Origin of the sequence: Phaeovibrio sulfidiphilus, assembly GCF_014861485.1 — a bacterium.
Classification (GTDB): domain Bacteria; phylum Pseudomonadota; class Alphaproteobacteria; order Rhodospirillales; family Rhodospirillaceae; genus Phaeovibrio; species Phaeovibrio sulfidiphilus.
Window position 1 is genome coordinate 67,457 of sequence record NZ_JACZHT010000005.1, and the last position, 16,814, is coordinate 84,270.

Sequence of the window (16,814 nt, forward strand, 5' to 3'; positions counted from 1 at the left end):
CCATGGCACTGTCGAGGCCGACCGAAATCCCCCGTCCGTTTGCCGAGGGCGGGGACAAGAACTCCATACCGGACACCCAGGTCACGGACTACCTGGCCAGTTTTGTCGCGGGGTTCCCGCCCCGGACCTCCCTGCCGGTGGCGGCGGGAGGGGTGCCGCCCACCCGGTCTGACATCAACGGCATCTTGAACCACCTGTCCCAGTTTGCGCTTTACCAGCAGTCCGGGGGCACCTTCGAGTGGTCCTCGGGGCGGGACTACGCCGTGCGCTGCGAGGTCTACGGATCGGACGGCAAAAAATACGTGGCCCTGGCGGAATCCGGACCGGGAACCGGCACCGGGCCCCGGGATCCGGTTCAGGACTCGCCCGGCACCTGCTGGAAAATCCTGGAAACCGGGGGGCTGGATGTCTCCCGGATCCCCCGCTTCAGCGAGACGGTCTGGGGCCTGGGCCGGCTTGCCACCGTCGCCGAGGCCCGGGCGGGGAGTGACACCGCCTGCGCCGTGACGCCCGCCGGTCTGGCCGGCGCCCTGGGGTCTGCCACGGGGCACGAGCGCCATGTCCTGTCCGCGTCGGGGCGGTGGACGGCCCCGGCGGCCGGAACCGTTGTCGTAACCCTGGTGAGCGAGGGGAAGGACGGCGAGAGTGTGACCGTTCAGGGCGGGCAGTCTCTTGGAGGATGCGCGGGGCCCTCCGGATACGTGGTTCAGAAGACGGCGGCGGTGGCCAGGGGCGATGTCCTGGACGTGGTGATCGGACAGGGGGGCTCGTGGACCGCCGGGGCGCTGACCCGCACATCGTGCTCGGGGCTGGTCTCCATTCCCCCCGTCCTCATCCAGGGCGTGACCGAGGGGGCCGGTTCGCCTGTGGCGGCCTCCGGTCAGAAGGTTCTGGCCTGTCGCCCGGGCTCGAAGACCGATCGTGCGGTGGCTTTGGGGCCGGTGCCGATTGCGCCCTCCGGTCCTGCGGGAGGGGTGGGGAGCATCCCCCTGATCCTGGGCGGCGTGATGGTCTCCACTCCGGGGGAAACCCCGTTCGAGAAGCCCTATGCCTATGGCGCCGGAGGAAACGGCGGCACGGTCGGGGTCAAGGGCGGCGCCGGAGAGCCGGGGGAGCAGGGCGTGGTCGTGGTGGATTTTTTCCGCCGCGGGCTCTGACGGCCGCGGGCGGGCCACGCCAGTCCGGAGACCCCGGCGCCCCGGGGTGAGGGGACAGCGTATGTGCCGTTGGGCGCGCGGAGGGGCTGGTGCCTGCGGGATGGCGCATGCCGCCGGGATGCGCAAGCCGCCGTGATGGCGGGCGGTGGGGCAAGGAGGGGGGGCGGAGGGACGGACCGGGTGGAGGCTGTGGCAGGGGAGTGACAGGTGGCGTGTCGTGGCCTGTCGTGTTCCGGGCCGCTCCGCCCCGGCGTCTCCCGCCGGCCCGCCGGTCCCGAGGGGGCACCCGGATTACGGGGTGCCGGGGGGAGGGTGCCCCGGGGCGACTCCGGCCTTGCGGTAAACCGGTTCGGCCCCCGGGTCGGTTTGCGGGCAGATCTGCCGGACAAAGCCCTCGCCCACAAAGAAAACTGCCGCAGGCCTGTCTCCCGCCGGGAGCAGGATCCGGCTGCCGGAGGGATCCCAGTCGAACGCTCCCGCCGGGGGCAGGACGGCCCGGGCTCCGCTCATCACGTACCGGCCGTCCGGGAACAGGGTCAGGGTGTCTTCCGGGGACGCTCCCACGTAGAGGCCGTCCCAGTCGAGGGCGTTGCGTGCGTTGTGGGAATCGAGCCCCGGGGCTGACGGGACCGGTGCCGGCAGGGGGCAGGCGGGCGGTGCGGCACAGCCCGCTGCACTCCCCGCTGCCAGAGCGCACGCCAGAAGTCCGGACAGGATCCGGGTCGAACGGTGTGGCATGGCGTTTCTCCTTTTTTTCAGGGGGTGCCCCCGTCCGGCGCGGGTCCGGGCTGGCCCCATTCGGGGGCATAACCTGGGCCGCGGTGGTCGCGAGGCGTTCGGTCAGGGAGGCGTTCCCGGCGTCTGTCTGCCGGTGTTCAAGGCATTGACGGGAAAGGATAGTGCTATGGATGTGCGAAATCCCGCCCTTTTGGCGGTCGCGCTGGTGTGTGCGGGCCTTGTGGCCTGGTCGTACAGCCTGTCGCGGGATCTGGAGGCGGCCGCAGGGCGGGAGCGGTCCCTGCGAAGCGCGAATGCCGCCCTGGTGGTGACCCTTGAGGCGGTCCGCACCGACGCCCGAAAGGCGGTCGAGACCCTGGAGTCGGTCCATGCGGCCGAAAAGAAGCGCACCGAGGCGCTGCACGCAGCCATGAGGGAGATCGAGAATGCCCCGGAAGGTGATAACGGTCCTGTTGCTCCTGTCTTGCGCCGGGCTCTTGAGCGCGTGCGCACTCCCGGCTGTGGAGACGGTGCACTACCTGCGCCCGGAAATCCCTGAGAGCCTTCGCGGCTGTGCCCCTGCGCCCGAGGCTCCCGGGCCCGGGAGCACCCAGCGCGACGTTGCCCGCTACCTGGTGCAACTCAGCGATGCCGGACAGGACTGCCGGTGCCGGCTTCAGGCCCTGTCGCAGATTCTTGCGAGGTAATGCACTGAAAAACATACCTGTATGTGTAACCCTTTAATTTTTCAATGTTGACATGTAACCCGCTCCGGTGCAAATTCTTAGGGATCTATCGTGATGGGATTACCCGGACGGTAGCAGAGGCCCTCCGGATGGACGTTGCTCGTGCGTTGGGGAGGGAACCTGAAAGGCGTCTCAGTGTCTCTCGTCGCAGCGCGCCCCTGTGAGGCGCGGCTTTCTGGACGACAACCATAAGGATTTTGCCTATGTTCTGGACACGCAATAAAATCGCAACACTTTCCGTTCTTGCTCCGGCCGCGGCCGTTCTGGGTGGCGTCCTGCTCCTGGGCTCGTCCGGATCCCAGGATATCAGCTTCAACGACCGCCCGCTCATCGTTGCCGAGAGCAGCAAGGCGAAGGACGCTGTTGCCCCCCCCGCGAGCATGACCACGCCGTCCCCCGGCGAGAAGGCCGAGCCCGCCACGGGCATGGAGGCTCCGGAGAAGATGGACACCCAGACCATTGATCCGAAGCACCACACCCCGAGCTCCGGCGATGTCAGCCGTGAGACGGGCAGCCCCGAGGGGGCGTCCCAGGGTGGCCCCGCCCGACGCTAGACCCTTGGTCCCCGCCATGGACCCAGGGAACACCGGGTGTTTTGCATCGGGTGTTCTCTGTTGTCCATGGCGGGTTGTCGCTCCGAATGACGGGGCGAGGTTCCTTTCCGGTCCGGGCCCCGCACGGGGCACCCGGACCCGGGAGGCGGCTGCACCAGAGCGTCGCCCCAAAGCAGGTTCGCCGGAACCCGGACCTCACAAATTTCCTGACATCTGATTTTGTCCCCGCCCATGCCGGCTGCCGTTCCTGGCGGCGGGGCGTGGCTGCGTATGAAGGCCTGTCCTGGCCGTACGGGCCGGGGAGCGGCCCCATGCGCGGTCCTGAACAGGGCTCCCACGGCGGTGGTTCGTCCGTTCCCTGTGGGGGGGCGTTGCGGCGCCTGTCCGGCTTGGCCCGGTCGTATAGCCCCGCCGGTTGACCCGCCGCGCCGGTTCCGCGGACGGGCTGCAGGGGCCGTGGAGAGGTCGCATCCCAGTCCCCGAAAAGGTTCCGGCCCGGGTGCGTGTGGTAGGGTGGTGCGCAGGGTGGCGCCCCGCATCTCAGGGTGGCCCCCGCATCTCAGGGAGGCGTGCCGGTCCTCAGGGAGGCGTCCCGGTCCTCAGGGAGGGGTGCCGTTGCGCTCCAGGATGTCGCCCGCCAGATACAGCGAGCCGCCAATCAGCACATTCGGGGCATCGAGGCTGGCCAGGGCCTCCTCCGGGTCCGCGAACACCCGGACCTCGCGGGCGCCCGTCTCGGCGGCGATGCGGGCCAGAAGCCCGGCGTCCATGCCCGCGCCGGTCTGTCCGCCCCGGACGGGAACCACCGCAAGGCGGCGGATCCAGGGCACCAGAGGCTCCAGATAGCCTTTCGGATCTTTGGTCTCGATCATGCCCAGGACCATGTCCACCGGACCTGTCAGGGACCACTCCCGCACCAGTGAGGCAAGGGCGGCGGCGGCGTGGGCGTTGTGCCCGCCGTCAAGCCAGACCCGGGTTCCCGCCGGACGGCTCTCCACCAGCCGGCCCCGGTCCAGAGGCTGCATGCGGGCAGCCCAGGTCACCTCCCGGGAAAACGCCCGGGAGCGCTCGGCCGTGGTGGTGGCCAGCCCGGCGCCTTCCGTGCCGCCCCTATCCCCCAGAACCTCAAGAACCTGATCCGCCAGAGCCGCATTGGCCTTCTGGTGGGCGCCCGCCAGTGCGGGCCTCGGGTAGTCGGCGGTCTCTCCGCCCGCCCGGTGCACCCGGAAGCCGTCCCCGGTGCTTTCGACGGACCAGTCCCGTCCCTCCACAAGCAGACGGCAGCCCGCGTCACGGGCCCTCGCCTCCAGCACCCGGAGCACCTCCGGTTCCTGGCGGGCCGAGACCCCCGTGCCCGCCTTCAGGATGGCGGCTTTCTCCCGGGCAATCTCCTCAAGCGTGTTTCCCAGATAGGCCTGGTGGTCCAGAGCGACGGGGGTGATGACCCCCAGCGTGCGCTTCGTCACCACATTGGTGGCGTCCAGGCGGCCGCCCAGGCCGGTTTCCAGAATCACGGCGTCGGCGCGGGTTCGGGCAAAGGCCAGGAATGCCGCCACGGTGGTGATTTCAAAGAAGGTGATGGGCAGGCCCGCGTTGGCGCTCTCCACCTCTTCCAGGAGAGCGGCCAGGCGGTCGTCGGAGATCAGGTCTCCGGCAACGCGGATGCGCTCGTTGAAGCGCACCAGATGCGGGCTGGTGTAGGTGTGGACCGTGTGCCCCGCGGTCTCGAGTGCGGCCCGGATACAGGCCGCCGTCGAGCCCTTGCCGTTCGTCCCCGCGATGTGGACGACCGGCGCGTTCAGGTGATCCTGGGGGTTGCCCAGGGCCTCGAGCAGACGCCACACCCGGTCCAGTGTCAGGTCGATCCGGCTGGGATGAAGACCTGACAGGCGCTCGAGGATGGCGTGAACCCGGGCGGCTCCCCCTTCGGTTCCCGGGATCATTTGTCCCCGTGCTGGGTCGGGTCTTCCGGGCCCTCGTCATCCTCGGAGACCTCGTCCGAGGGGTCAGCCGGGCGTCCGTCGGCCCGGGCTGCGGCCTCGGGGTCGCCGGGCGGCGGCAGGGGCAGGGGAGAGTCGGTCTCCTCCACCGTGGAGAGGTACGCGGGAGCCAGTTCCGAGGGGGCGTCCCGGTGCGTCATGATGGAGATGATCCGGGCGATCGTGGATTTGATGTCCTTGCGGTGCACCACAAGATCCACCATGCCGTGGTCACGCAGGTACTCGGCCCGCTGGAAGCCCTCGGGGAGCTTCTGGCGGATGGTGTTCTCGATCACCCGGGCTCCGGCGAAGCCGATCACGGCGCCGGGCTCGGACAGGGTCACGTCGCCCAGCATGGCGAACGAGGCCGTCACGCCGCCGGTGGTCGGGTCGGTCAGAAGCACGATGTAGGGCAGGCGGGCTTCCCGGACACGCTGCACCGCCACGGTGGAGCGGGCCATCTGCATCAGGGACAGGATGCCCTCCTGCATGCGGGCGCCGCCCGAGGCCGGGATCACAATCAGCGCCGCGCGCTGCTGCACGGCCACCTCGGCCGCCTGGACGAGGCCCTCGCCGACGGCCACGCCCATGGATCCGCCCATGAAGTCGAAGTTGAAGGCGGCCACGACCACCGGCATGCCCGCAAGCCAGCCGTGGGCGACGATCAGGGCATCCTTCTCGCCGGTCTTGGTCTGGGCGTCCTTCAGGCGGTCGGGGTACTTTTTCAGATCCTTGAACTTCAGCGGATCCGGAGCCGGAACCGGAAGCTGGATTTCCGTATAGTTCCCCCCGTCAAACAGCATCTCCAGGCGCTTGCGTGCGGGCAGGCGCATGTGGTGTCCGCAGCGGGAGCAGACCATGCTGGACTTCTCCACGTCCTTGCGGAACAGCATGTGCTCGCAGGAGGGGCACTTGACCCAGAGGTTTTCCGGAACATCCTTCTTGGGAACCAGGTTCCGGATTTTCGGGCGCACAAGGTTTGTCAGCCAGTTCATGTCGTCACGCTCTGTCTACAGGAGGGGACGGCAGGAGAGCCAGTTGCGCCCGCAGCCCCGGTCAAACTTACATCCGCGCAAGAGTGCCGGACGCCTGGAATTTATCGCCCCCGGACGGCGTTGGCGAGTTCTTTCACGAATCCCAGCGGATCTTCGTCCGCGGCAATGCGTGAAACGATCGCCGAGCCCACCACGGCGCCGTCCGCCATGCCTGCGAATGCGCGGGCCTGCTCGGGCGTCTTGATGCCGAAGCCCACCACCACGGGCAGGTCGGTCCGGGAGCGGATCATGCGGATCATCGAGTCCACCGCCTCGTTCTCGGCCGAGGCCGAGCCGGTGATCCCGGTGATCGAGACATGGTAAAGGAAACCGCTCGCATAGCGAAGGATCTCGTCGAGGCGGGTTTCGTCCGTGGTCGGGGTGGTGAGCATGATCAGCGAGAGGCCGTGGGCCCGCAGGGCCCCGATCATCTCGTCCGCCTCTTCCGGCGGCAGGTCCACGATCAGAACCCCGTCCACGCCCGCAGCCGCCGCGTCCCGGGCGAAGGCCTCTGCCCCATAGATATAGATGGGATTGTAGTAGCCCATCAGCACCACGGGGGTGTCCGTGTCCCCCTCGCGGAAGGCGGCGATGGTGTCCAGCGTTCCCTTCAGGGTCATGCCGGCGGCGAGCGCCCGGATGGCGGCCGCCTGGACCGTGGGGCCGTCGGCCATGGGATCGGAGAAGGGCATGCCCACCTCGATCACGTCGGCTCCGGCGGCGGGAAGCCCGCGCAGGATCTCCAGCGCCCGGGCGGCGTCCGGATCCCCGGCGGTGGTGTAGGTCACAAGGGCGCCCCGGCCCTCGGCCTTCAGGGCGGCAAAACGCCGGGCAATGCGGTCGTTGGATGCGGGGGTCATGGTCGCGCTCATCCGGCGGTCTCCTCGCTGCGGGCCGAAAGGGCCCGGGCAACGGACTCGATGTCCTTGTCGCCGCGCCCGCTGACGTTGATCACCAGAAGGTGGTCGGCCGGAAGCCCCGGCGCGATCTTCGCCGCATGCGCGATGGCATGGGAGCTCTCCAGGGCCGGGAGGATGCCCTCGGTCCGGGTCAGAAGCTGGAAGCCGTCCAGGGCCTCGCTGTCGGTGATGGGGACGTAGGTCACCCGTCCTGTGTCGTTCAGCCAGGCGTGCTCGGGGCCGACGCCCGGGTAGTCCAGGCCGGCGGAGATGGAGAACGCCTCGGTGATCTGGCCGTCCCAGTTCTGCAGGAGGTAGGTCCGGTTCCCGTGCAGCACGCCCGGGGTGCCGCCCGCCATGGAGGCGGCGTGGCGCCGGTCCAGGCCCTCGCCCGCGGCCTCGACTCCGATCAGGGTCACCTCCGGGTCGTCAAGGAACGGGTGGAACATGCCGATGGCGTTGGAGCCGCCGCCGATGCAGGCAATCACCGTATCCGGCAGGCGTCCCTCGACCTCCTGGATCTGGGCCTTTGTCTCGTTGCCGATCACGGTCTGGAGCTCCCGCACCATCACCGGGTAGGGGTGGGGGCCGGCGGCCGTGCCGATCAGATAATAGGTGTCGGCGATGTTGGTCACCCAGTCGCGCATGGCCTCGTTCATGGCGTCCTTCAGGGTGCCCGCGCCCGAGGTGACGGGGCGGACCTCGGCGCCAAGCAGCTTCATGCGCAGGACGTTGGGGGCCTGCCGGGCGATGTCGGTGGCGCCCATGTAGACCACGCACTGCATGCCGAAGAGCGCGCAGACCGTGGCGGTTGCCACGCCGTGCTGCCCGGCTCCGGTCTCGGCGATGATGCGGGTCTTGCCCATGCGCCGGGCCAGAAGGATCTGCCCCATGGTGTTGTTCACCTTGTGGGAACCGGTGTGGTTCAGATCCTCGCGCTTGAGGTAGATCTTCGCGCCGCCCAGTTCCTCTGTCAGCCGGGCTGCAAAGGTGAGGGGGCTGGGGCGCCCGACGTAGGTGCTCAGGTAGCCGTTCAGCTCGCGGATGTAGGCGGGGTCGTTCCGGGCCTCGTTCCAGGCCCGCTCGAGATCAAGGATCAGAGGCATGAGGGTCTCGGCCACGAAGCGCCCTCCGTACTGGCCGAAGCGGCCCCGGTCGTCCGGGCCGTTGCGATAGGTGTTGTGTCTCGTTTCCATGGGTCTCCCGCACTCCTTGCATAAAGGCCGGGCTGTTATAACGTAGACCGCACCGTGGCGGAAGACCTGCCGTGCGTCCGGCTGCTTTGGGCCCGGGTTTCGGCTGCGGGGGCGTTTTTCCCGCCACCGAGCGCCCGTTTCCCCGCCCCGCCGCCTGTGGGTGGGCGCCTGGGGCCGGGGGCCATGGGCTGGGATGGGTGGCTCCGGGGCATGGGCTGGCATGGGCCGGACCGGTCCCGATCCAGACTCGGGGAGGCCGATTTCCCGGCCGGGCCCGGAAAGCCGGGTGTTTGCCGCGGTGCAGGGGGGGGCGGGACTCGCATTCGGGGGCGCTCCGAATCAGGGCGCCGTTGTGTGCGGGGGTCCGGGCTTTTGCAGGCCCCGCTTGCGCCGATTGCCCCGGTCGCGTTTCCTATATATTTCCCTTTATGGGTGCGTGAAGAGAACAAATAAAGAGCATAGAAAGAATTTATGGCGAATGGGGGCAAAATTTAACGGGCGTTTCCCGTTCTTTTTGCGCCTGACGCGCGAGAACCGATAGTGTTTCTAAAAAACGTTTTCAGCCCATGGGCTTAGCTGTTTGGTGGTTTGCTGGACCATGTCAGCCCATTGACGCCCACTTATCACCATGTCATATACGAATGTGGAACTCTGGTTGCTGCGGCGTCCGGTCTGCCCCCGGATTGCGTATTTCTCACTTCCCTGGCGAAACAAAAGGCTCCCGATCCATGGCGTTTTTCAGCGGCTGGCAGGTTGCGAAAGTTGACCAGAAGGGACGGGTCTCCGTCCCGGCCAAGTTTCGTGCCGTTTTGCTGGAGGCCGCGCGCAAGCACGCGATTTCCCAGGGGCTGCCCGTGGACGACATTAAGGACGGGACTCTTAATTTTGGCTTAAGGCCTGACGAAATAAGGGGCTGCCTGGAGGGCTTCGGACACGAGCTTCTCGAGGAGTACAGCCAGAAACTGGGGGTGTCCCCCGACCTGTCGGATCCGGATATGGCGTACTACTACAAATTGATTGGTGAGACCCAGGATACGGGCTTTGACGGTAACGGGCGGATTGTGCTTCCCGATTACATGATGGATGTGGCCGGTCTGGTTCCCGGGGACAGTGTACACTTCGTCGGGCGCGGCAAGACCTTCCAGATCTGGAGCCAGGAGCGTCACGAGGCGTTCCGGGTCCGCCTGACCCAGCACGCGGCCAGGTCCAGCCATGGCGTTCTGCCGGGAGGTCTGCCATGAGCCCTTCCGTGCTGACCGCCCCGGATGCGGGCGCACCCCACATTCCTGTTTTGCTGGCCGAGGTTCTGGAGGCTCTGGCCCCCTCGGCCGGGGACGTCATGGTGGACGGAACCTTCGGGGCCGGAGGCTACACCACGGCCATCCTGGAGGCGGCGCCCTGCCGGCTCCTGGCCATCGACCGTGACCCGGCCGCGGTGCCCAGGGCCCAGGCTCTCGAGACACGCTTCGGGGAGCGCTTCACGTTCCTTCCCGGGTGCTTCGGGGACATGGAGACGCTGCTCGCGGCGGCGGGTGTGGAGCGGGTGGACGGGATCGTCCTTGATATCGGTGTGTCCTCCATGCAGCTGGACGAGGCCCATCGGGGCTTCTCGTTTCGCGCGGACGGCCCCCTGGACATGCGCATGGGGGGAACCGGTCCCGACGCTGCCGATCTGGTGAACAGTCTCGACGAGACCGCCCTGGCCGACATCCTGTACCGGTACGGCGAGGAGCGGGCCTCGCGCCGCATTGCCCGGGCCATCGTGCGCGCCCGCGCGGAGGCGCCCGTCACCCGGACCCTCCAGCTTGCGGAGATTGTGCGCTCCCAGCTGCCCCGCTCCCGGGACGGGATCGATCCGGCCACCCGCACCTTCCAGGCCCTGCGCATTGCCGTGAACGATGAGCTGGGCGAGTTGGAGAGGGCCCTGGACGCGGCCGAGCGTCTTCTGGCGCCCGGGGGGCGTCTTGTTGTCGTGTCCTTCCATTCCCTGGAGGACCGCATCGTCAAACAGTTTTTGCGCCAGCGTTCGGGCCAGGCGCCCGGAGGCAGCCGCCACCAGCCCCGTGATCCGGGGCAGGACCGTGTTCAGCCCGCGTTCCTTTTGGGGGAACGCAAGGCCCGCTCTGCCACCGACGCGGAGGCCTGGGCCAACCCCCGTGCCCGCTCCGCCCGTTTGCGCTCGGCCATCCGGACCGACGCGCCCGCAGGACATCATGAGACATCAAGGAGAGCCGAACCATGAGATCCGTCTATCTCTTTTGGGGCGTCGCTGTCGTGTTTATCTCGACGTTCCTGTTTCTTGTGGCGAACGAGGTTGACCAGCGGGAAACCCTTCTGGGGTCTATCCGCGAGGACATCCGCAAGACCTCGCAGGACATCCAGGTCCTGCGCGCGGAGTGGAGCTATCTGAACGAGCCCGCGCGCCTTGATCTTCTGGCGACCGAGCATCTCGGGCTGAAACCGCTCCGGGCGGACCAGTACATCTCCATCGACCAGCTCGAGTTTGCGCCCGAGCCGGGCGAGCCCCAGGAGATCGAGCACTTCCAGCCGCCTGCGGACGGAGCCTTCCCCATGGCCCGCGTCGAGACAGCGCCCCTGGCCGTGACCCCGGTTTCCGCAACCCGGCGGATCAGCGGGGGGGCCCGTTGATGAACGCCTTTTTCCGCAAACGCGCCCGTCCGCGCCTTGTCGGGCAGGGCGGGGACCGGCTGCCCGGCGGCCCGGTCTCCCCCGGCGACCGGCGCCAGCTGCCCGGACCGGAGGAACGAGCCCGGCCCGTCGCGGTCGGGCATGCGCGTTTGCGGTTCATGTGTCTGGTCCTTGCGACCCTTTTTGCCGTTGTGTCCTGGCGTCTTGTGGACATCATGATCCTGGCGCCCGAGACGGCGCGGGGCACCGCCAACGCGGCCATGGCCCGCCAGATGGCCGAGGAGCCCGTGCGCAAGCGCTCCGATATCGTGGACCGCAACGGCCTGGTGCTGGCCACCGACCTGCCCACCGTCAACCTGTTTGCCGACACCCGGGGCATTCCCCGCCCGGAGATCGAGCGCGCCATTGCCGCGCTCCCGGCCCTGTTTCCGGAACTGGATCCGGAGAAGCTGCGCAGGGATCTGTACTCCCAGCGGGCCTTCGTCTACATCCGCCACCATCTGACCCCGTTCGAGCAGAAGCGGGTCAACGACCTGGGCATCCCGGGGCTGGAGTTCGAGACCGCCGAGAAGCGCGTCTATCCGGGTGGCCGGGCCCTGTCCCACGTGGTGGGGACCACCAACCTGGACAATCGGGGCAGCTCGGGGCTCGAGAACTACTTCGACAGGTGGCTCACCACCTCGGATGAGCCCCTGGTCCTGTCCATTGACCTGCGGGTCCAGCACATCACCCACCGGGTGCTTTCGGAATCGGTCAAGCACTTCCGGGCCCAGGGGGGCTCGGCCCTGGTTCTGGACGTGGCGACCGGCGAGGTCATGGCCATGGTCTCGCTCCCGGATTTCGAGCCCGAGCGCAACGGCAGTCCCGCCGACAAGGAGCGCTTCAACCGGGCGACCCTGGGCGTGTACGAGATGGGCTCGGTGTTCAAGGTGGTGAACACGGCCATGGCGCTTGAGTCGGGGATTCCGCTCGGGTCGTACTTCGATGCCAGCGCCCCCCTCAGAATTGGCGGGCACTCCATCAGCGACTACAAGGGCAAGAACCGGCCCCTGTCCATTCCCGAAATCATGATGTACTCCTCGAACATCGGGTCGGCCCGCATGGCCTCCCGGGTCGGGACGACCTACCAGAGGGAGTTCCTGAGGAATCTGGGCCTTCTGGAGCCCGTGCGCATCGAGCTGCCCGAGCGGGGCACCCCCCTGGTGCCCAACCCCTGGCGGGAGATTTCCACCCTGACCGTGGCCTTCGGCCATGGCCTGTCCATCACGCCCCTGCACCTTGCCAGCGCCGTCAGCGCCGTGATCAATGGCGGCGTGTTCATTCCTCCCACGCTCCTGAAGGTCCAGGACCGGCAGGCGGTTCAGGGAACCCGGGTCATCAGCGAGCGCAACTCGGTGATCATGCGCGCCCTGATGCGGCTGGTGGTGGAGGCGGGCTCGGGCAAGAGCGCCGCCGTCAACGGCTACTACGTGGGGGGCAAGACCGGAACCGCCGACAAGCAGGTGGGCCGGGGCTATGCCCGGAACTCGGTGCTGGCCTCGTTTGTGGCGGGCTTCCCCATGACGGCCCCGCGCTACGTGGTCCTGTTCACGCTGGACGACCCCCAGCCCGTGCAGGGCACCTGGGGCTACCGGACCGCCGGCTGGAACGCGGCTCCGTCCACCGGCCGCCTGATTGCCGAGATTGCCCCGCTTCTGGGCGTGGCGCCCTCGTATTTCTCGCCGTCGGGGTTCTTTGACGAGTCCCTGATCCAGGAGGTCGGTCTCAAGACCCTGGAGCCGGAGGGAGGGCCTGCCCGATGAAACTGTCCTGTGCACTCCAGGCCCTCGGCGACGAGGCGGTTGCGGTCCCGGCCCCGGTTTCGGGCGACGGGGATCCGGTCATCACCGGGCTGAGCGCCGATTCCCGCACCGTGGTCACCGACGGGCTGTTTGCCGCGCTTCCGGGCGTGCGGGCGGACGGGCGCGCGTTCATTGCCGCCGCCGTCGAGCGGGGGGCTCGGGTCGTTCTGGCTCCGCCGGGCACCATGCTTCCCGAGGGCGCGGCGCAGGCCGGTGTGGTGCTGCTCACCCATCCGAACCCGCGCCGGGCTCTTGCCCTTCTGGCGGCCGAGTTCTACGGCCCCCAGCCGTCCCCCATTGTGGCCGTGACCGGCACGAACGGAAAAACCTCCACCGTCAGTTTTGCCCGCCAGCTCTGGCTGGGAATGGGGCGGACCGGGGCCGTGACCATCGGCACCCTGGGGGTCCAGGGCGACGGCCTGAATATCGACACCTCCATGACCACGCCGGACCCGGTGACCCTTCACCGGGTGCTGGCCCAGATCCGCAAGAGCGGCGGCGGGCCGGTGGCGCTGGAGGCGTCCTCCCACGGTCTGGAGCAGCACCGCCTGGACGGGGTCCGGCTGGCGGCTACGGGCTTTACGAACCTGTCGCGGGACCACCTCGACCACCACCACACCATGGAGGCCTATCTGGCGGCCAAGCTCCGGCTGTTCAGCGAGGTTCTTCCCGGCGGCGGCATTATCGTGGCCAACGCCGACATCCCCGAGGCCGCAACCTTGCGGGCCATCGGCGAGCGCCGCTGCATGCCCGTGTGGTTCTACGGCCGCAACGGTGCGGATATCCGGCTGGTGGACAGCACCCCCGCGCCGGACGGCCAGCTGTTGCGCCTTCAGGTGCTGGGGTACAAGACCGAGGTGTTCCTGCCCCTCGTGGGGGACTTCCAGGCCATGAACGTCCTGTGTGCGCTGGGGCTTGTTCTCGGTTCTCTCACGCCCCAGTCTTTTGCAGGCTCCCAGGCTCCCGAGATTGTCGAGCTTCTGGCCACCTTGAAGGGCGCGCCCGGACGGCTCGAGCTGGTGGGCGAGCACCCCCTGGGTGCCCACGTCTATGTGGATTACGCCCATACACCCGACGCCCTGGAAAGCGCCCTGCGAGCCCTGCGCCCCCATTGCGCCGGGCGCCTGGTGTGCGTGTTCGGCTGCGGTGGCGACCGGGACGCGGGCAAGCGTCCGGTCATGGGGGAGATCGCCTCCCGCCTGGCCGACCGGGTCATTGTGACGGACGACAACCCCCGCTCGGAAGACCCGGCTTTGATCCGGGCCGCCATCCTGGAACAGGCCCCCGGGGCCCGGGAGATCGGCGACCGCGCGGCTGCGATTTCCGAGGCTGTTTCCGGGCTTGGCTCCGGGGACGTCCTGCTGATCGCGGGCAAGGGGCACGAGACAAGCCAGGTCGTGGGTGACCGGGTTTATCCTTTCAACGACGCCGAGGAAGCGCGGCAAGCCATTCGTAAGGTGGAAGAGGCATGACTCCTTTGTGGACTGTGGACACTGTTGCCGGGGCTCTCGGCACGACATTTCGGGGCGAAGGGGCCCCGGCCTTTACGGGTGTGTCGATTGACAGTCGGTCCGTCAATCCGGGAGACCTGTTCTTCGCCCTGCGCGGCGAGCGCCTGGACGGCCACGCCTATGTGGGCGCCGCCCTTGAGGCGGGCGCCGCGGCTGTTGTCGTGGCGGATCCGTCCTGTGTTCCGGCCGGCGGGGCCTGCTTTGTGGTGGACGACACCCAGGCGGCTCTGGAGGCGCTGGCGAGGGCGGCCCGTACCCGCTTCGGGGGCAAGGTGGTGGGCCTGACCGGCTCGGTCGGCAAGACCAGCACCAAGGAGATGCTCCGCACCGCCATCGAGGTCGGCTGCCAGCTTCGGGTCCACGCCAGTGACGGCAACCTCAACAACCATATCGGCGTGCCCCTCAGTCTGGCCCGAATGCCCGAGGATGCCGACGTGGCCGTGTTCGAGATGGGCATGAACCACGCGGGGGAAATCTCCGCCCTGTCCCGTCTGGTGCGCCCTGATGTGGCGCTTGTGACCACCATCTCCCCCGCCCACCTGGCCTTCTTCCGGGATCTGGACGCCATCGCCGACGCCAAGGCCGAGATCTTCGACGGCCTGGAATCCGGCGGCACGGCCGTTCTGGGCCGGGACGGGCGTTATTACGAGCGCCTGCGGGAGCGGGCCCTGAAAAACGATGCCTGGTACATCGTGTCCTTCGGCGAGAGCCCCTATGCCAACGTGCGCATGATGGATTACGCGCTCGGGGCCGGGCGTGTGGACGTGACCGTCAGCGCCGAGGGCCGCCCCATCAGCTATTCCATGCCCGTTGAGGGGGTCCAGTGGGTCTGCAACTCCATGGCCTCCCTGGCGGTGATCCGGGCCCTGAACCTGTCCCTCGAGGACGCGGCCCGGGGCCTGGCCTCGGTGAGCGCCCCCGCCGGGCGGGGCCTGCGCCACTGTCTTGCGCTCCCCTCGGGCGAGGGCACCTTCCAGTTGGTGGACGAGAGCTACAACGCAAACCCCGACAGCATGGATGCGGCCATTGCCACCCTCTCCATGCTGCCCGTCGGGCCCACGGGACGGCGCATTGCGGTCCTGGGCGACATGCTGGAGCTGGGGGAGCAGGAAAACGCCCTGCACGAGAGGCTGGCCCGGCAGGTGGCGGAGCGGGACATTGACCTTGTGTTTGCGACCGGGCCCCTGATGGCCCGCCTGTTTGAGGCCCTTCCCGAGCGCCTTCGCGGCCAGCACACCGCGGCCCCCGAGCTTCTGATGGCGCCCCTGGTGGCCGCCCTTCGGGACGGGGATGTGGTTACGCTCAAGGGCTCCCACGGATCGGGTGTCTGGAAGATCGCCGCCGCCCTGCTCGAGACCTGCGAACCCCGGACTGCGACCGGCGCCCCCGCCGCGCCGCAGTCCTGATACGAACGGACCTGAAACTTATGCTTTATTACCTGTCCACCTTCTCCGATGTCCTGAGTGCCCTGAACGTCTTCCGATACCTGACGTTCCGGACCGGTGGCGCGGTCATGACCGCTCTGGTCGTCTCGTTTATCATCGGTCCCTTCGTGATCAACTGGCTGAAGTCCAGGCAGGCCGAGGGCCAGCCCATCCGCGACGACGGCCCGGAAAGCCATCTCGTCACCAAGGTCGGAACCCCGACCATGGGCGGCGTTATGATCCTCTTTTCCATGAGCTTCGCGACCCTCCTGTGGGTGGACCTGTCCAACGCCTTTGTCTGGGCGGTGCTGTCCCTGACCCTGGGCTACGGGCTGATCGGCTTTGCCGACGACTATCTCAAGGTGACCCGGCGCAACACCCGGGGGCTCTCGGGCCGCATGAAGCTGGTGGCCCAGGTGCTGATGGGGGCGCTGGTGGCGTTCTGGATCGTGTCGTTCTCCGACGACGCCCACGCCACCGCCGTGGCCGTGCCCTTCACCAAGGAGCTTTTTATCCAGCTCGGCTGGTTCTATATTCCGTTCGCCGTGTTCGTGATGGTGGGATCCTCCAACGCGGTCAACCTGACAGACGGGCTCGACGGGCTGGCCATTGTGCCGGTGATGATTGCCGCCGTGGTCTTCATGCTCATCGCCTACCTGGCGGGCAACGCCGTGTTCTCGAAGTACCTGCTGATCCCCTACGTTCCCGGAACCGGAGAACTGGCGGTCTTTTGCGGGGCGATCGTGGGGGCGGCGCTGGGCTTCCTCTGGTATAACGCGCCCCCCGCGCAGGTGTTCATGGGAGACACGGGCTCCCTCGCGCTGGGCGGAGCCCTGGGCGCCATGGCCATTGCCACCCGCCATGAGCTGGTGCTTGCCATCGTGGGTGGGCTGTTCGTGCTCGAGGCGGTCTCGGTCATCGTTCAGGTCATCAGTTTCAAGACCACGGGGCGCCGGGTGTTCCGGATGGCCCCGCTGCATCACCACTTCGAGAAGAAGGGCTGGGCGGAGTCCACCGTCGTGATCCGCTTCTGGATCATCGCCCTGATTTTGGCAGTCATCGGACTGTCCACCCTGAAATTGCGCTAGGACCGGGAGGAAACGGCAG

At 68.0% G+C, this 16,814-nt stretch carries 16 protein-coding genes; 11 read left to right on the forward strand and 5 right to left on the reverse strand.

What is annotated here, in order from left to right:
- Positions 1 to 2 precede the first annotated feature (2 nt).
- Positions 3 to 1,157, forward strand: a complete 1,155-nt coding sequence (locus IHV25_RS07545; protein WP_192534509.1) for a hypothetical protein — start codon at positions 3 to 5, stop codon at positions 1,155 to 1,157.
- Positions 1,158 to 1,448: 291 nt separating this feature from the next.
- Here the strand turns inward: IHV25_RS07545 and IHV25_RS07550 are convergent, their stop codons facing one another.
- On the reverse strand, positions 1,449 to 1,895 hold the full coding sequence (locus tag IHV25_RS07550) for a hypothetical protein (protein ID WP_192534510.1): 447 nt from the start codon (positions 1,893 to 1,895) through the stop codon (positions 1,449 to 1,451).
- A gap of 166 nt (positions 1,896 to 2,061) precedes the next feature.
- Here IHV25_RS07550 and IHV25_RS07555 point away from each other — a divergent pair, with 166 nt between their 5' ends.
- The 3 genes from IHV25_RS07555 (at position 2,062) to IHV25_RS07560 (ending at position 3,174) form a co-directional block, all read left to right on the forward strand.
- Positions 2,062 to 2,433 (forward strand): hypothetical protein, encoded by a 372-nt coding sequence (locus tag IHV25_RS07555; RefSeq protein ID WP_192534511.1) that lies wholly within the window; start codon positions 2,062 to 2,064, stop codon positions 2,431 to 2,433.
- Positions 2,321 to 2,581: an Rz1-like lysis system protein LysC gene (gene lysC, locus IHV25_RS10750; protein ID WP_476704112.1), complete on the forward strand. Its 261-nt coding sequence runs from the start codon at positions 2,321 to 2,323 to the stop codon at positions 2,579 to 2,581. The genes IHV25_RS07555 and lysC overlap by 113 nt, the downstream gene beginning before the upstream one ends.
- A gap of 242 nt (positions 2,582 to 2,823) precedes the next feature.
- Positions 2,824 to 3,174, forward strand: coding sequence for a hypothetical protein (locus tag IHV25_RS07560; RefSeq protein WP_192534512.1), 351 nt, complete (start codon positions 2,824 to 2,826; stop codon positions 3,172 to 3,174).
- A 599-nt stretch (positions 3,175 to 3,773) separates the two neighbouring features.
- Here the strand turns inward: IHV25_RS07560 and IHV25_RS07565 are convergent.
- From IHV25_RS07565 to trpB, 4 genes are all read right to left on the reverse strand, one after another.
- A complete protein-coding gene (locus tag IHV25_RS07565) occupies positions 3,774 to 5,117 on the reverse strand; it encodes a bifunctional folylpolyglutamate synthase/dihydrofolate synthase (protein ID WP_192534513.1) in 1,344 nt (447 codons plus the stop codon).
- Complete coding sequence (gene accD / locus IHV25_RS07570) at positions 5,114 to 6,148, reverse strand: acetyl-CoA carboxylase, carboxyltransferase subunit beta (RefSeq protein ID WP_192534514.1); 1,035 nt, start codon at positions 6,146 to 6,148, stop codon at positions 5,114 to 5,116. Before accD ends, IHV25_RS07565 begins: the two co-directional genes overlap by 4 nt.
- 101 nt (positions 6,149 to 6,249) lie before the next feature.
- Positions 6,250 to 7,059: a tryptophan synthase subunit alpha gene (gene trpA / locus IHV25_RS07575; protein ID WP_192534515.1), complete on the reverse strand. Its 810-nt coding sequence runs from the start codon at positions 7,057 to 7,059 to the stop codon at positions 6,250 to 6,252.
- Positions 7,056 to 8,282, reverse strand: coding sequence for a tryptophan synthase subunit beta (gene trpB / locus IHV25_RS07580; RefSeq protein ID WP_192534516.1), 1,227 nt, complete (start codon positions 8,280 to 8,282; stop codon positions 7,056 to 7,058). The genes trpA and trpB overlap by 4 nt, the downstream gene beginning before the upstream one ends.
- Before the next feature lie 728 nt (positions 8,283 to 9,010).
- Between trpB and IHV25_RS07585 the strand changes: the two genes are divergently transcribed.
- The 7 genes from IHV25_RS07585 to mraY are packed head-to-tail and all read left to right on the forward strand — an operon-like array spanning position 9,011 to position 16,795.
- Positions 9,011 to 9,523: a division/cell wall cluster transcriptional repressor MraZ gene (locus tag IHV25_RS07585; protein WP_192534517.1), complete on the forward strand. Its 513-nt coding sequence runs from the start codon at positions 9,011 to 9,013 to the stop codon at positions 9,521 to 9,523.
- Positions 9,520 to 10,524, forward strand: a complete 1,005-nt coding sequence (gene rsmH, locus IHV25_RS07590) for a 16S rRNA (cytosine(1402)-N(4))-methyltransferase RsmH (RefSeq protein ID WP_192534518.1) — start codon at positions 9,520 to 9,522, stop codon at positions 10,522 to 10,524. Before IHV25_RS07585 ends, rsmH begins: the two co-directional genes overlap by 4 nt.
- Positions 10,521 to 10,931 (forward strand): cell division protein FtsL, encoded by a 411-nt coding sequence (gene ftsL, locus IHV25_RS07595; protein WP_192534519.1) that lies wholly within the window; start codon positions 10,521 to 10,523, stop codon positions 10,929 to 10,931. The genes rsmH and ftsL overlap by 4 nt, the downstream gene beginning before the upstream one ends.
- Entirely contained in the window at positions 10,931 to 12,733 is a 1,803-nt protein-coding gene (locus tag IHV25_RS07600; protein ID WP_192534520.1) for a peptidoglycan D,D-transpeptidase FtsI family protein, read from the forward strand. Before ftsL ends, IHV25_RS07600 begins: the two co-directional genes overlap by 1 nt.
- Positions 12,730 to 14,244, forward strand: a complete 1,515-nt coding sequence (locus IHV25_RS07605) for a UDP-N-acetylmuramoyl-L-alanyl-D-glutamate--2,6-diaminopimelate ligase (RefSeq protein ID WP_192534521.1) — start codon at positions 12,730 to 12,732, stop codon at positions 14,242 to 14,244. Before IHV25_RS07600 ends, IHV25_RS07605 begins: the two co-directional genes overlap by 4 nt.
- Positions 14,241 to 15,689 carry a UDP-N-acetylmuramoyl-tripeptide--D-alanyl-D-alanine ligase gene (locus tag IHV25_RS07610; protein WP_192534522.1) on the forward strand — a complete coding sequence of 483 codons (1,449 nt, stop codon included), beginning with the start codon at positions 14,241 to 14,243 and terminating at the stop codon, positions 15,687 to 15,689. The genes IHV25_RS07605 and IHV25_RS07610 overlap by 4 nt, the downstream gene beginning before the upstream one ends.
- 20 nt (positions 15,690 to 15,709) lie before the next feature.
- Positions 15,710 to 16,795, forward strand: coding sequence for a phospho-N-acetylmuramoyl-pentapeptide-transferase (mraY, locus tag IHV25_RS07615; protein WP_192534523.1), 1,086 nt, complete (start codon positions 15,710 to 15,712; stop codon positions 16,793 to 16,795).
- Positions 16,796 to 16,814: the final 19 nt, after the last annotated feature.

Excerpts from the sequence above, each read along its gene's own strand:
- IHV25_RS07545 (WP_192534509.1), top strand. The coding sequence starts at position 3 with ATGGCACTGTCGAGGCCGACCGAAATCCCCCGTCCGTTTGCCGAGGGC.
- IHV25_RS07550 (WP_192534510.1), bottom strand. The coding sequence starts at position 1,895 with ATGCCACACCGTTCGACCCGGATCCTGTCCGGACTTCTGGCGTGCGCT.
- IHV25_RS07555 (WP_192534511.1), top strand. The coding sequence starts at position 2,062 with ATGGATGTGCGAAATCCCGCCCTTTTGGCGGTCGCGCTGGTGTGTGCG.
- lysC (WP_476704112.1), top strand. The coding sequence starts at position 2,321 with ATGCCCCGGAAGGTGATAACGGTCCTGTTGCTCCTGTCTTGCGCCGGG.
- IHV25_RS07560 (WP_192534512.1), top strand. The coding sequence starts at position 2,824 with ATGTTCTGGACACGCAATAAAATCGCAACACTTTCCGTTCTTGCTCCG.
- IHV25_RS07565 (WP_192534513.1), bottom strand. The coding sequence starts at position 5,117 with ATGATCCCGGGAACCGAAGGGGGAGCCGCCCGGGTTCACGCCATCCTC.
- accD (WP_192534514.1), bottom strand. The coding sequence starts at position 6,148 with ATGAACTGGCTGACAAACCTTGTGCGCCCGAAAATCCGGAACCTGGTT.
- trpA (WP_192534515.1), bottom strand. The coding sequence starts at position 7,059 with ATGAGCGCGACCATGACCCCCGCATCCAACGACCGCATTGCCCGGCGT.
- trpB (WP_192534516.1), bottom strand. The coding sequence starts at position 8,282 with ATGGAAACGAGACACAACACCTATCGCAACGGCCCGGACGACCGGGGC.
- IHV25_RS07585 (WP_192534517.1), top strand. The coding sequence starts at position 9,011 with ATGGCGTTTTTCAGCGGCTGGCAGGTTGCGAAAGTTGACCAGAAGGGA.
- rsmH (WP_192534518.1), top strand. The coding sequence starts at position 9,520 with ATGAGCCCTTCCGTGCTGACCGCCCCGGATGCGGGCGCACCCCACATT.
- ftsL (WP_192534519.1), top strand. The coding sequence starts at position 10,521 with ATGAGATCCGTCTATCTCTTTTGGGGCGTCGCTGTCGTGTTTATCTCG.
- IHV25_RS07600 (WP_192534520.1), top strand. The coding sequence starts at position 10,931 with ATGAACGCCTTTTTCCGCAAACGCGCCCGTCCGCGCCTTGTCGGGCAG.
- IHV25_RS07605 (WP_192534521.1), top strand. The coding sequence starts at position 12,730 with ATGAAACTGTCCTGTGCACTCCAGGCCCTCGGCGACGAGGCGGTTGCG.
- IHV25_RS07610 (WP_192534522.1), top strand. The coding sequence starts at position 14,241 with ATGACTCCTTTGTGGACTGTGGACACTGTTGCCGGGGCTCTCGGCACG.
- mraY (WP_192534523.1), top strand. The coding sequence starts at position 15,710 with ATGCTTTATTACCTGTCCACCTTCTCCGATGTCCTGAGTGCCCTGAAC.